This is a genomic window from Streptomyces sp. NPDC030799 (genome assembly GCF_055572255.1).
In genome coordinates this window covers 465,545-479,108 of sequence record NZ_JBVIDS010000002.1, presented here as the reverse complement: position 1 = coordinate 479,108, position 13,564 = coordinate 465,545, and the positions used below count along the sequence as shown (strand labels likewise).

The following is a 13,564-nucleotide window of genomic DNA, read 5'->3' as shown; positions in this document are numbered from 1 at the left end:
CCCGTCATGTGCCGTCGCCGAGGGCGAACTCCGCTCCCCCGTCCTCCCACCAGGCCAGATACTGCGGCCGCTGCCGCACCAGCGACAGATAGGCGGCCAGCAGACGCTCGCACGCCGCGTCGGCGAGCTCGGGCGGAACCGATTCCGTGTTCCAGGCCAGCAGCAGCCGCCGGTGAAACGGGACGTTCACCAGCGGCCGCTGCACCGTGCCACGGGCGGAGACATCGGCGGTCGGCCATACGCCGCAGACGGCACGCCGGCCGGCGACCAGGAGCTGCGCCACGGACAGGTCCGGGGTCACATGGGCGATGCGGGGAGTGAACCCCGCCGACCGGCAGGTGAGACGGAGGTACGCGTGCACACCGCTCTCGTCGGCCTCCGGCATGACCCAGTCCTCGTCCGCCAGCTCATGGAGGCCGACCCTCTCCTGACGCGCCAGCGGGTGGTCTTCGGCGAGCAGGACGAAGACCGGCTCGCGGAGCAGTGTGCGGGTCGCCACCGACTCGCCGACCGGAAGGGGAAAGCCGGGGAATTCACCGAACGCCGCGATGTCGCATTTCGACAGGCTCAGCAATTTCACCAGGGTGTGCACGGAACGGCGGGCATCTATGGTGAGCCGGCGTTCCGGGACGAGTTCGAAGAGGGCGGAGACCAGCAGGGACACCAGAGGGCCGGCGGTTCCGCCCGCCCTCAGCGGCGCGGCGGCCTGTCTGTCCGCCTCGGCCGCCGACCGCGCGTACTCGCGCAGCCGGTCGAAGCCGACGACGAGGTCACGGGCGCAGCGCAGGACGTACTGTCCGTTCTCGTTCGGTTTCACCCCGTCGGCGCCGCGGATGAAGAGCGGGCCGCCCAGCTCGTGTTCGATCCGCTTCAGCTGGGCGCTCGTGGCCGGCTGAGAGAGCTGCAGTCGTGCGGCGGCCTTGCGGATGCTGCCGGCCTCGGCGACGGTGAGCAGGATACGCAGGTGCCGGAACTCAAGGTGCATGACCATTCCCCGCTCAGCGCCGGGAGACCGCTGCACCCCCCGTGACCAGCAAAACCAGTTGCCCGACGGCATGGTGCCCCAGAGTCTGACGCTCCCGTGGGGGCGGCAAGCACGGGACGGTAAAGCTTTTCAGTCGTCTTGGCGGAGAGTCGAGGGCCGCACCATGCGACACGAGTGACAGTCAGGCGCCGGTCAGCGCTGCCGGTGCGTCGTCCGTCTCCCTGAGGGAGGCCGACAGGGCGCGGGCCTCGTGTTCGGTCATCCGGGAGGTGTCGTACGGCACGGCGTTGACCCAGCGCTGAGTCAGCCGGGCGATCCGCTCGCCGTACCGCTGCGCGGTGATCCGGTCGCCGCGTGATCCGGCGTGCTCCGGCCCCTGGTCGGCGTGGCTCTGGCTCATCAGACCCAGCCACGAGCCCAGCCGGTTGACATCGTCGCGGGCGCCACCGCTCCAGTTGTTGCCCGGCATGTCGCCCACGCCGATCCACTGCATGCCCATCTGCGCGGCGAAAACCGCCAGTTGCTCCAGGACGGCCAGCTTGTCGCCGCTCTGCGAGGCGGACATGGTGAACCCACCGGCCAGCTTGTCCTTCCACGCCTGCGTCGTGAACGGCGTGAACGCCGCCTCCATGAACGCCTTGAACACCGCCGACACACTGCCCATCAGAGTGGGGCAGCCGAGGACGATCGCATCCGAGCGCTCCAGCAGCGCCAGCACCTCCGCATCGTGCCAACGGCCCGCGGTGACGTGCTCGGCCCGGATCTCGACGAGATGCACCCGGGCACCCGGCACCAGCCGCGCCCCGTCGGCGAGATGCTCGGCCAGGACCCGGGTGTGTCCGTGCACCGAGTGGTAGACCACCGTCACCGTGACCGTCGGCGCATCCTGCTCACGGTCAACAACCTTGACTGCCATGTCGCTTCACTGCTTCCAGTCCGTGGGGGAATCCTGCTTGCCCAGCCATCACACCCCGCGTGCGACACGGCATCAACGCCGAACTCCGGCATGCAGCGATCGGTCGCACCGATCGATCGCGTTAGCCTGGTCCCGTGGACAGGATGGAACTGGAAGCATTCGTCGCGGTCGCGGAAGAGCTCCACTTCGGCCGCGCCGCCGCGCGCCTGCACCGGGGGCAGCCCACCGTCAGCGACGCCGTCAGGCGGCTGGAGAACACCCTGGGCGGACGGCTGTTCCACCGCACCAGCCGCCGGGTGTCACTGACCGATCTCGGCGAAGCGCTGCTGCCCGACGCCCACGCCGCCCTGGCCCAGCTGCGCCGCTTCCAGCAGCGCGGACGCTCCCTGGCCGCCGGCGACCGGGCCCGGACCACCCTCGTCGTCGCCCACGCCGAATACACCGACCACCAGGTGCTGTTGCGCTGCCTGCCGCAACTGCGCGACCGTTTCCCCGATGTGGCGATCGTGCCGGAGGCCATGCCGACCACGGCCCAGCTGACCGCCCTGCGGGCGGGGACGATCGGGCTGGGCATCGGCTGGGCGACCGGCGACGTCACCGGCGTACGCGCGAGGGTGCTGTCCACGGAGAGGTTCATGGCGCTCGTACCCGCGGCCCACCCCCTCGCCGGACACGCCGAGCTGAGCGCGGCCGAACTGTCCACCACCGGCCTGCTCACCTGGCCCCACCAGATCAACAGCGGTCTGTGCGACCGCCTCCTGTCCGCCTTCCACATCGGCGGAGCGGACCTGCGCATCATCAGAACCGCCGACAGCGTGCACGCCATCGCCGCTCATGTCGCCGCGGGAACGGGCATCGGCATCACCGTCGAATCCGCACTCGACCACCAGCCACCCGGTCTGCGCATCATCCCCCTCGCCGGCCCCTCGACCACCGCCGACCAGGTCGTCCTCACCCCCGCCGAGCCGTCGGACACCGCCATCGCATTGCGCGACCTGCTCCTGCACGCCTCGGCAGAGTCGCATTCCACGGATCACTGAGCGGTGTCCGGACGCGCCGACCGACGGGGTGGAGAGCGCACGCCGGGCAGCAACCGCTCGAACTGCGCCGGGCGTGGCCGCCCGGGGTCCCGCGCCGCTCGCCGCCGACGCCGGAACGTCGCCCTGGTCCGTCCGGGGCGGACCGTCCCCGTTCGGCCGTGCTGCATCGCCCGCGCCGGGTTTCGACGCGGACCTCCTGGGGAGTCGGTGCGCGTGGTCTCGTATGAGCCGGAGCAGCGCGTGTACCTCCCGGCACTACGTGCCGGCTGGCTCACCCAGACGTTCGTGCACTGGGCCTACTCCCCCGACCAGGTACAGCGCCTGCTGCCGGAGGGGCTGACGGTGGACACCTGCGACCAGTGGGCGTGGGTGAGCCTGACGCCATTCGTGATGACCGGCGTACGCCCGCCCGGGATCCCGGCCGCCCTGCCCTCCTTCCCCGAGACCAATCTGCGCACCTATGTGCGCGGGCGGGACGGCAGGGACGGGCTGTGGTTCCTGTCCATCGAGGTGAGCTGCCGGATCATGCTGGCCGCCCGTGCGGTCGGTGCGCCGTACCACCTCGGACACCTGACGCTGCCGCGCGGCGGTGATGTGCTGACCTACACCGGGGCGCGGGGGCGTGGCGGGCCGTCGTACCGCGTGGTCGTCCGTCCGGGTGAGCCGGTCCGGCCGACCCGGCGGGACGTGTGGCTGACGTCGCGGTGGCGGGCCTTCACCCGGGGCTGCGGTCTGCTCCTGCAGACGCCCGTCGAGCACGAGCCGTGGCCGCTGCGCGCGGCGCGCCTGGAAGACCTGGAGGAGACCCTCACCCGTGCCGCAGGGCTGCCGCCGCCCGCGCAGGAGCCGCTCGTGCACTTCTCCGACGGTGTCACCGAGGTCCGGTTCGGCGTCTCGCGCCCGGTGCGGCCGGCAGTGAGGAGACAGGGATGAACCCGGTGCTCGTAGCGCGGGGCCAGGGGCTGTTCAACCTGGTCGGCGGCGGCCGGCCGCTGCTGCGCCTGCGCAGCTTCGAGTGGGTCTTCGGACCGAAGTCCGAGGAATGGCTGCAACGCACGACGGCCGGGCTGCCGGCCACGGCGGGCTGGAGCATGCTGCTCACTCCGGCCACACCGGCAGGAGCGCGCCAGGCCCGGGCGCACGGGCCTCGGGACGGCCGTGACCCTGCTCGCCGTCGACCTGGTGTACGTGCCGATCGGCCGCATCCGTCCGACCTGTGTGCTGGACGCGGCGATGCAGACCGGATGGCTGCCGGCACGGCGGCGGTGCGGCCGACTCGGCCCGGCCGCGGGCGGATGAACCGGACCGCCGGCGAGGCACCCTGATGCGCCGATCCGAGTCGACTGGCCAGCTGCTCTTCGACGGGTGGATCGCCGGTATGGGCACCACGTCCGGCGCCCGCCTGGTCCTCGGCCACTGGCTCCGCTCCCCCTTCGGGCCGTTCAGCGACGTGATGCTTGAGCGGGCCGACGGCCACCGCCTGTTGCTGGCCCCCACCAGGCGGATGGCGGACTTCATCGCCGGCACCTACGCCTTCGACGAGGTCCGGGTCGCACCCGTACGAGTCCGCGTCACCGGCGACGACTGGACGGTCACCGCAGGTCCGCTGCTCGACGTCCGGTTCACCGCCGGCCGGCGCGGCCCCGTGGGGCTGCTGCTGCGGGCGGTCCCCGGTGTACTGGCCGCGCGGCCCTTCTGGACCGTGGTGACGAACCCGCTCGCCCGCCTCCTCCTGGGCGTGCGCACCCGTGGGACGGCGGGCGGCGGCCGACACGAGTGGTACGGCGCCCGCGATCTGCATCTGATCACCGCGGCGACCGCGAACCTCCAGGGGCGGGACCTCGGCTCCCTCACCGCGGTGGCACCGCCCGTACGGTTCGGCTTCGGCTCCACGCCACGCATGCCCTGCCTCGTACGCGTCATGACGACGGTGGGTACACGGCGCAGGCCTGCACCCTCCGCGTGCACGCCGCCGCGGGAATCACGCACACATGAAGGAGGCTTCCGATGAATGCCCCACCACGCTCGGGCGCACTTCGGCGGCACCCGTCCGCACACGGCGCCGACATGAAGTTGCTCGGCATCTATCTGAACGACCACCTCGCGGGCGCCACCGCGGGCACTCAGCGGGTCGGCCACCTGGCACGGGTGACCCGTGGTTCCGCGCTCGGCCGGGCGCTCGGGCCTGTCGCCACCGAAATCGCCGAGGACCGGACGGCGCTTGTCGGCATCATGCGGGACCTGGGCGTCCCCGTCCGTCGCTACAAGGTATGCGCGGGCTGGGTGGCAGAGAAGCTGGCGCGGCTGAAGGGCAACGGCCGGCTGGTACGACGCTCTGCGCTGAGCACCGTGCTGGAGCTGGAGGCGCTGCGGCTGGCGGTGGAGGGCAAGGCAGCCGGATGGCAGACCCTGCGCCGGCTCACCGGGACGGACGAGCGTCTGGACCCGGCCCTGCTCGACAGGCTGCTGGAGCGAGCCCGACGACAGCAGGACACCGTGGAGGAATGGCGCATCCACCAGGCCGAGGCGGCGCTGCGCACCACGGCCGGCTGAGCGAGGGCTCCGCAGGCCGTGGCCCACGCCACCCGACCGCGCACCGAGTAGCCGGCCCTGTTCTTTCCGCGGAACGGTATGCAGGTTTCTCTGGTCGGGGCGTCCTGTGACTTGAGCGGGTCACTCGGTCGGGTGAACGCGCCCCGCCGTGAAGAACCTCCAGCCGGAGGCGGTGCGTGATGGCGTAAGGGTGACCGACCCCGCGATTCACGAGCACGCTGAACCAGCGAGGAGCCGATTTGTCGCCGCAGACGCCCGAGCAGGTCCCCGAGTCCCTGTTCCTGGGCAGGGAGAGGGAACTGAGCAGTCTGAAGGACCGGCTGGACGCGGCGGCGCGTGGCGCGCCCCAAGTCGTCCTGGTCGAAGGGCCTGCGGGGATCGGCAAGACCTCACTTGCCCGGTCCTTCCTGTCCGGCGTCGCCTCGGACTGCTGCGTGGTGAAGGCCAGCGGCGAGGAACTCGAAATGGAGCTGAGCTACGGTCTCATCGCGCAACTGGTACCCCAACTGCCCGACGCACCGGCAGCGCTGCGGGAGCCGGCCCTCAGCGTGCCGGGCAGCGCCGCCCCTCAGGACCCGATCGCGGTCGGCGCCCTGTTCCTCGACGCCCTGGGGCAGCTTCAGAACCAGGCCTCCGTGGTGCTGCTGATCGATGACGTCCACTGGGCGGACACGCCCTCACTGCACGCACTCACTTTCGTGCTGCGGCGGCTGCGCAGGGACCGGGTTCTGGCCGTGCTGATGACCCGGGACGCCAATGATCCCCGGCTGCCACAAGGGCTGCACCGCATCCTCCACGACGACACCACGCTCGCGTTGGCACTGGAGGGCCTCAGCGTCGCGGACGTCGTCGCGCTCAACAACGCTCTGGGACCATCGGTCCTGCCCCGCTGGGCAATTGCCCGGCTGCAGGAACACACACGCGGAAACCCGCTGCACACCAAGGCGCTTCTGAGGCAGCATCCCGCAGACGTCCTCGGTGGCAACGCCCTCCTGCCGGCTCCCCGCCGATACGAACAGCTTGTCACCGCGCGGCTCGCCCGGTGCAGCGACGCCGCACGCCACCTGGTCAAGGCCGCCAGCGTCCTCGGCATGTCCAGCCCCCTTCACCAGGCGGTACAGGTAGGTGCCGTGGCGGACCCGCTGGGCGCGCTGGCGGAGGCGATGGCTCACGAACTCCTGGAGGAGGATTCCGCCGGTGCCGTGCCCGGCGTCGCCTTTCCGCATCCGTTGCTGCGGGCGGCTGTCTATCGCGGGCTGGACCCGGCCGAACGCTCCCGCCTGCACCACCTGGCGGCCGCCCGCTCCGACGACCAGCATGTCGCGCTGCAGCATCGAGTACATGCTGCCGTCGCACCGGACGGGGATCTCGCGGACGCACTCATCGGCTTCGCGGCACAGCAGGCGGAGAAAGGCGCCTGGGCGGCAGCCGCATCCGCTTCCGCGGCCGCCGCGCGGCTGTCCACGCAAGGAAAGGTGCGCGAGCGGTCGTTGATGCGTACCGCCGAGTACCGGCTGCTCGCCGGCGACGTCAGCCAGGCGGCCGAACTGGAGTCGACGATACGTGAGATGGCGCAGGACCCCGAACAACACTACGTACTCGGTCATCTCGCCCTCACCACAGGCCGTCTGGACGAAGCGCGCTTCCGGCTCGCCGCCTGCTGGGAGAGCTGCGACGCGGCCACGGGAGCGGAAACCCTGAGGAATGCCGCCGAGCAGATGGCCTGGCTGTGCCTCATCCAGGGCGATGCGCCGGGCATCGTGGCATGGGCGCGTCGCGGGCTCGACCTGCCGCCGGGAAAGCGGTCGTCCTTCTTGCGCGACTCCCTCGCCATCGGCCTGGCGATCTCCGGCGACTACGACGCGGGCATCCGATCCCTCGACCACCTCCGGCCCAGCGGCCTTCGCGACACCCCAGAGCAACTGGACGGTCTGCTGGCACGGGGCATGCTGCGACTGTGGAACGGCCAACTGGGCGAAGCCCGCCAGGATCTGAAGGACGCCTTTGCCTCGCATCGGCGCGGCGGACTGCCGTACGCGGCTCTCGTGGCGCTGGGTTTCCTCACCGACACCGAATTCCGCGCGGGACTGTGGGACGAGGCCATCGCCCACGGCACTCAGGCTGTGTCCCTGGCCGAGGACACCGACCAGATCTCCATCCTGGCGGTCGTGCACTCCGTCACCGCGTTCCCCCTCGCCGGCCGGGGCGACTTCGAGGCCGCCGAAGAACACGCCAGGACAGCCGCGCGCCACGCCCGGGTACTCGGCGACGTCAACGACGGCGCCTTCGCCGCGACGGCGCTCGCACTCGTCCGCACTGCCCGCGGTGACGACGAGCGCGCGGTGGCCGAGCTGATGCCGTTTCTGAGCGAGGAGATCGTCCACCGAAGCGGTCTCGAAGAGGCCGAGATCGTCGCCTGGCGCCCCCTGCTCTGCGAGGCCCTGACCCGGCTGGGCCGCAAGGACGAGGCCCTCGACGTGCTGCTGCCGTACGAGAGCCGTGCGGCCGAGCGACAACGATGGCTCGAACAGGCGTCGGCGGCGCGTTGCCGGGGCCTGGTGGAGGAGGCCCACGGCAACCGGGAAGCGGCAGACCAGGCGTTCCGGAAGGGGTTGCAGCACTGCGAGCGGGGAGAGCCCTGCTGGGAAGAAGCGCTGCTCCACCTCTCCTACGGCACCTTTTTGCGCCGTGCCCGCCAACACCCGAAAGCGGTGGCCGAACTTCAAGCCGCCCACAAGACATTCCTCCGATTGCAGGCCACGCCGTACCTCGAACGGTGCACAGCCGAGCTGGCGGCCTGTGGCGGCGGCACGGCGGCAGCCCGGGGCGGTGTCCGTCCTGCCGGTCTCACCCCCCAGGAGCTGACCGTGGCCCGACGCGCCATGCAGGGCATGTCGAACCGTGAGATCGCGCAGGAGCTGGTCCTCAGTGTCAAAACGATCGAGTACCACCTGGCCAATGCCTACATGAAACTCGGCATCACGTCCCGCATGGGACTGATCGGCAAGCTCGGCAGGGACACCTGACACCGGCCCGTCGGCAGCCGATACCCGGTTCCCCCGTCACGGGGCCGGGCGATCCGCAAAACCCGGGGTCGGACCCAGGGGAAATCCCCGGGGTGCGTGCGGCCGTTCCTTCGTAGCGTACAGAACGGACGGGAGCCCGCTGCCGAACAACCGTCCAGCAGCGGAGCCGCATCCACGTGCGGCACAGAGCCTCGTCACCGAGCGTTTCCGATTCCGATCTGTATGGGGGGACCATGCGGTCTTGCGCGTCGGCCCCGGCCTCTCGGTTCTTCTGCGCCTTGATGCTGGGCTTGATCCTTGTGACGATGAGTGGCTGCTCATCGCACGACGTGGATTCCTCGGGCCGGGATCCCGACCCGGTGTTCTCCACTCCGGACCCGGAGACCTCCACTCCGGACCTCGACACCACGCCACCTGAGACCGAGGAGACCGAGCCCCAATGGTCCGTCCCTGAGAAGGTGGTGGGCGTCTGGTGCGGTGGCGCGAACGACCAACCGGACGGTCACTGGACGTATGCCTTCACCGACGAGGGCGAGGTCGTGGCAGCGAACGAAAGGATCGGCTTCCGCGGCCACGTCGTCACCGAAGGGAACATCATGACCTTCTACGTGAAGGGGAGCCGTCCCGTCCAATCGACATGGTCAGTGGGTTACGAGGAAGCTCTCGGCATGAACCTCCTCTACCTCGACGGCTACAGCTACGTCCCGGGAAGGTGCGACTCCTAGGACCGCTCCGCGCCAAGGAGCGCCCGCGGCCAAGTGGCCGCGGGCGCCCCCTTGTTGGGCACTGCCCGCTGCCTCACTTTCCTTGACCGAGCATGACAAGGTCATGTATGACTTCATTATGAAGCACGTAACTAATGCAGACGGACTCGCCCGCGATGCGGACGGGCTGTTCTACGACCCTCAAGTACGAGCCGCCATGGGCGAGTTCACGGGAGGAGGCGACACACTGCACCTGGAGGCGGCGGCCGCCGCACGCGCGGCTCACAGGTCCGTCGAGCGGCTTCGCGCCCACGGCTCGGAAGGCCGCGGCCTCAGCGCCGGAGCCGTCGACGTGCTGATCCGCCTGCGCACCCTCGGCGAGGCCGGGGCGAATCTCGGCGACCTCGCCCGCTCCGCAGGGATGACCCCCCGCAACGCCACCGGCCTCGTCGACACGCTCGAACGCGAAGGACTCGTGCGGCGCGACCCCGCCCCAGCCGATCGCCGATCCGTCCTCGCCCGCATCACCCCCGCCGGCCTGGCGTGGCTGGACGAGTACCGGGCACCGACGCAGCGGGCGCTGGCAGCGCTGTTCCGCGGATTCACCGACACCGAACTCCACCAGCTCCGCCACCTGTGCCTACGGCTCGTCCAGAATCAGCAGCTCATCGCCGCCCACCTCGCTGCCGCCGAAGGAGGCGCCCCTGCATGACCACGGCTGCGACACGCGCCACCGTCGGCTCCACTTCCAGAGCCCCCTGGCACGCCGTGGCATAAACATGCCCACCGGGCCACGGTTGCGCGAACTCGGATGCCGTCCAGCGGTCTGGATATGAAATTTCTGTGACAGTTCCCGTCGGTTCTCGTCGAAGACTTACAGGTTTCTTGCCTGGAGAACTGGTCGAAACGTAGGCCGGTAATTGCAAATTCTACAGTTGAAGCCGGGGTAATTCCGGCTTTCCGTACGACGGTTGAAGGGTACCTGACCTGCGCAAACCGGTCGCGGCGAGTTGGGTCTGTGCGCCTCGGACGCAGCTGATTTCATTCGGAGACAGGGCGAAAACCTTTTCCTGTACCCCCAAACCCCTTCTTCATGGCCGGCGTTCCGGCACTTTCGGTGGCAACCGCCACCCAATGGATGCACAGTTCACTTCTCGTCTGGTGTGGCGCCCCCACCACGCACTGTTGTGATGATCTGATTGCTACCCCTAGGGTGACTTACCGAATTGGCCGTCCGCGGGTCCGGAACCGCGCTGAACTGCTGATTCAAGCAGGCGCCTGTGCCAACGTTCCCTTCAGCCGACGGAAACGGCGACAGCTGATGTCGTCGTGAACGAAAGGATGTGTGGCCATGACGTACGAGCGTCCGACCCTCACCAAGGCCGGCGGATTCCGCAAGACGACGGGCCTGGCCGGCGGCACCGCCAAGGACCTCACCGGCGGTCACCAGCTCATCTGACCACGAGGTGACCGGGCCCTTCTCTCGCCCCTTCGGCGCGAGGTGACCGGGGCCCGTCCAAGGCGGCGGAGGGCGGTCACCCACTGTCCTCCGCCGCTCCACCCGGCCTGCCCTCCCCGCACCCGCGGACGCGCCATCGACCGGAGGTACGTGAGTCCATGAACAGCCCCGCGTTGCTCGCCGTGGTGCCCGCTTGGTTCGTGGTGCTGCCCGATACCGACGAAGCGGCAGCCGTGGCGGCCAGGGCTCTTCCGCACGCCACCGAAAGCCACCCGCACGCGTCCGGCCGGCCGTGGCTGATGGGGCGCTGGAATCCAAGGGAGCTGACGGTCGGCGAGTGCGGCGGAGTGCGTCTCGCGGTGTTGGGTGAGCACGCCGTCACCTCCGAGGAAGCATCCGACGCGGCGGCCGCGGCCACCGACCTGGCCTGCCTCGACCGCTTCGCCCGTTCCTGGCACGGCAGTTACCACCTACTGCTCAGCCTGCACGGCCGGATACGTGCTCAGGGCACCGTGACCGGTGTCCGGTCTCTGTTCCATGGCGGGGCGCAGTCGGCTCAGCTGGCGGCCGATCGGGCCGATGTCCTGGCCGAACTGATCGGAGCACCCCTCGACGAGGGCCGACTTGCCGTCCAGATGCTCAGTCTGGGCGTGCTCCACCCGCTGGCCGCGCGACCTGTGTGGCGCGGAGTGGAAGCCCTGCCCGGCCACGACTACCTGGTTCTGGAACGCGACGGCCGGGCACACCGGAAGCGTTGGTGGTGGTTGCCGCGTCGCGACGTGCCCTTGGCCGAGGGCGCGGCGATGCTGCGCAATGAGCTGCGCCGAGCCGTAGAGATCCGGGTCCGGGACCGGGACCTGGTCACAGCCGATCTGGGCGGTCTGGACTCGACCGCCGTGGTGTGCACCGCCGTGGGCGCCGGCGCCAAGGTCGTCGCCTACACCGCGGCGACTCACGACCCTCGCGGCGATGATGTGCACTGGGCCCGTCGCACGGTCGAGGAGCTGTCATCGGCCGGCGGTGCCGAGGGGCGCATCGAGCACCACATCGTTCCGGCCAACGACTTTCCGCTCACCTTCGACGGCGTGAACGCGCTGACCGACGTACTGGACGCTCCGTCGCTGTATGCCGTGGACCGCAACCGACGGATGAGTCTTCTTCACCTTGCCGCAGAGCGGGGATCCACCGTCCACCTGAGCGGATTCGGTGGTGACGAGCTGCTTGCGGGCGCCTCCGCCCGCGTTCACGACCTGCTGCTGCGCCACCCGCGCACCGCTGTCCGCCACGCCCGCGGATACCTGGCCAAGTACCGCTGGTCGCGGCGGCAAGCCGCACGACAGCTGCTGGACCGGCGTCCGTACGGGGCGTGGCTGGAGCAGACGGCGACCGACCTGACCGGCCCGTTGCCCTCGCTGGAGGAGCCGTTGTTCCAGTGGTGCTCGCCCGCCCGGATGCCGCCGTGGGCCACCGCGGACGCCGTCGACGCGGTGCGCGCACTCATCCGGCAGGAGGCTGAGGTGGCGCGGCCCTTGGGTCCCGGGCACGGAGAGCACCGCGAACTGGTCACCATGCAAGCGGTGTCCCGGTTCGCCAGGCACCTCAACCAGATGACACGTCGGCGCGGCCTCCTCTTCGCCTCCCCCTTCTACGACGACCGTGTGGTGGAAGCCGGCCTGGTGGTGCGCCCGGAGGAACGAGTGACTCCCTGGCGGTACAAGCCACTCATTGTGGAGGCCATGCGCGGCGTCGTCCCCGAGGCCAGCCGCACCCGCGCCACCAAGGCCAACGCCACATTGGAGGAGGAGGTCGGGCTGCGGCGGCACCGTAAGGCGCTGCTGGCGCTGTGCGAGGACTCGCGGCTGGCCAGGATGGGCCTGATCGACGCGGACGCGTGGCGCGCCTGGTGCTCCGGTCCGGTGTCGGCGGAGCTGGAGAACGTACTCCTTCACCCGACCGTCGGCTGTGAGGTGTGGCTGCGCACGTGGGAGACGTTGGGCTGATGCGCCCGCTGCCACATGCCACCGGTCATGTGCCCTTCGACGCCCCGGCCGCCACCGACTGATCCTCCTGTGACACGCCGACGACCCCTGCCACCACCGACACACATCCCTCGTTACGGAGGTCTTCCGATGAAGCTGGAGTTGCGCGGCGGCATCCTGATGGCCGAGACCGAGTACGGCCTTGCCCTGCTCGACGAGAACAGTGGCGAGTACTGGACCCTCAATCCCACCGCCGCCGTGGTCCTGGAAACGATGCTGGCGGGCCGGGGCACGGACGAGGCGGTGCATGCCCTGACCGAGCGGTACGACGTCAGCGACAGCCTCGCCCAGCAGGACGTCGACCGCATCCTCACGGAACTGCGATCGGCTGGGCTCATCGGCGAGAACTGACAGGCAGAGCGGCCGGCGGCCCAAGAAGCCGGAGCACTCCCCTCACGACGTCCGAACGTGCAGAGAGGAAAGCCATGTCGACGCCCGAAGCGGTTCCTTACCGGCCTCGTGCCGTACCGCTGCCCACCCGGTTGGCGGCCCGTCTCGCCGTGGGGTGCGCCCACCTGCTGGCGACTCAACCACCCGCCCGGATACGCACCCTGCTGCGCCAGGTGCGCCGTGGCGCACGCCCGGCCTCGGTGGCGCAGACCGCGGCCGCTTTGGACACCGTCCTGGCCGTGAGCCTGACCGCCGGCGGCCGCAAGGGGTGTCTGCCCAGGTCGCTGGCGACGGTCCTGCTGTGCCGGATGCGCGGCCAGTGGCCCACCTGGTGCGTGGGGGTGCGCAAGCAGCCGCCGTTCGCCGCGCACGCCTGGGTGGAGGCGGATGCACAACCGGTCGGCGAGGACTGCCCTGCCGATTATTTCCAGCGCTTCTTCACGGTCGACTGA

14 protein-coding genes are annotated in these 13,564 nt (G+C 70.1%); 12 read left to right on the top strand and 2 right to left on the bottom strand.

Annotation, left to right across the window (positions count from 1 at the left end; all coding sequences use genetic code 11):
- Positions 1–4: 4 nt before the first annotated feature.
- Together ACZ41I_RS06080 and ACZ41I_RS06075 are read right to left on the bottom strand one after the other, a co-directional pair.
- A complete protein-coding gene (locus ACZ41I_RS06080; RefSeq protein ID WP_363219159.1) occupies positions 5–985 on the bottom strand; it encodes a LysR family transcriptional regulator in 981 nt (326 codons plus the stop codon).
- Positions 986–1,166: 181 nt separating this feature from the next.
- Positions 1,167–1,901, bottom strand: coding sequence for a flavodoxin family protein (locus tag ACZ41I_RS06075; protein ID WP_363219158.1), 735 nt, complete (start codon positions 1,899–1,901; stop codon positions 1,167–1,169).
- A 143-nt stretch (positions 1,902–2,044) separates the two neighbouring features.
- Here ACZ41I_RS06075 and ACZ41I_RS06070 point away from each other — a divergent pair, with 143 nt between their 5' ends.
- The 12 genes from ACZ41I_RS06070 to ACZ41I_RS06015 all read left to right on the top strand — a co-directional run bounded on the left by ACZ41I_RS06070 (position 2,045) and on the right by ACZ41I_RS06015 (position 13,564).
- Positions 2,045–2,941: a LysR family transcriptional regulator gene (locus ACZ41I_RS06070; RefSeq protein ID WP_468513433.1), complete on the top strand. Its 897-nt coding sequence runs from the start codon at positions 2,045–2,047 to the stop codon at positions 2,939–2,941.
- A gap of 213 nt (positions 2,942–3,154) precedes the next feature.
- Positions 3,155–3,874: a YqjF family protein gene (locus ACZ41I_RS06065; protein ID WP_399762832.1), complete on the top strand. Its 720-nt coding sequence runs from the start codon at positions 3,155–3,157 to the stop codon at positions 3,872–3,874.
- A gap of 225 nt (positions 3,875–4,099) precedes the next feature.
- Positions 4,100–4,240 (top strand): hypothetical protein, encoded by a 141-nt coding sequence (locus ACZ41I_RS06060; RefSeq protein ID WP_468513284.1) that lies wholly within the window; start codon positions 4,100–4,102, stop codon positions 4,238–4,240.
- A 25-nt stretch (positions 4,241–4,265) separates the two neighbouring features.
- Positions 4,266–4,952 carry a hypothetical protein gene (locus ACZ41I_RS06055; RefSeq protein WP_468513283.1) on the top strand — a complete coding sequence of 229 codons (687 nt, stop codon included), beginning with the start codon at positions 4,266–4,268 and terminating at the stop codon, positions 4,950–4,952.
- Positions 4,949–5,494: a hypothetical protein gene (locus tag ACZ41I_RS06050; RefSeq protein WP_399762835.1), complete on the top strand. Its 546-nt coding sequence runs from the start codon at positions 4,949–4,951 to the stop codon at positions 5,492–5,494. Before ACZ41I_RS06055 ends, ACZ41I_RS06050 begins: the two co-directional genes overlap by 4 nt.
- Positions 5,495–5,733: 239 nt before the next feature.
- Positions 5,734–8,520, top strand: a complete 2,787-nt coding sequence (locus tag ACZ41I_RS06045) for a helix-turn-helix transcriptional regulator (RefSeq protein ID WP_468513282.1) — start codon at positions 5,734–5,736, stop codon at positions 8,518–8,520.
- A gap of 305 nt (positions 8,521–8,825) precedes the next feature.
- Entirely contained in the window at positions 8,826–9,245 is a 420-nt protein-coding gene (locus ACZ41I_RS06040; RefSeq protein ID WP_468513281.1) for a hypothetical protein, read from the top strand.
- 103 nt (positions 9,246–9,348) lie between these two features.
- The gene (locus ACZ41I_RS06035; RefSeq protein WP_468513280.1) at positions 9,349–9,936 is read left to right on the top strand and encodes a MarR family winged helix-turn-helix transcriptional regulator; all 588 of its coding nucleotides are present in this window, start codon (positions 9,349–9,351) and stop codon (positions 9,934–9,936) included.
- A 639-nt stretch (positions 9,937–10,575) separates the two neighbouring features.
- Entirely contained in the window at positions 10,576–10,683 is a 108-nt protein-coding gene (locus ACZ41I_RS06030) for a keywimysin-related RiPP (protein WP_116152784.1), read from the top strand.
- A 158-nt stretch (positions 10,684–10,841) separates the two neighbouring features.
- The gene (locus ACZ41I_RS06025) at positions 10,842–12,683 is read left to right on the top strand and encodes an asparagine synthase-related protein (RefSeq protein WP_468513279.1); all 1,842 of its coding nucleotides are present in this window, start codon (positions 10,842–10,844) and stop codon (positions 12,681–12,683) included.
- Positions 12,684–12,812: 129 nt separating this feature from the next.
- Entirely contained in the window at positions 12,813–13,073 is a 261-nt protein-coding gene (locus ACZ41I_RS06020; RefSeq protein ID WP_363219149.1) for a lasso peptide biosynthesis PqqD family chaperone, read from the top strand.
- Between the two features lie 74 nt (positions 13,074–13,147).
- The gene (locus tag ACZ41I_RS06015) at positions 13,148–13,564 is read left to right on the top strand and encodes a lasso peptide biosynthesis B2 protein (protein WP_363219148.1); all 417 of its coding nucleotides are present in this window, start codon (positions 13,148–13,150) and stop codon (positions 13,562–13,564) included.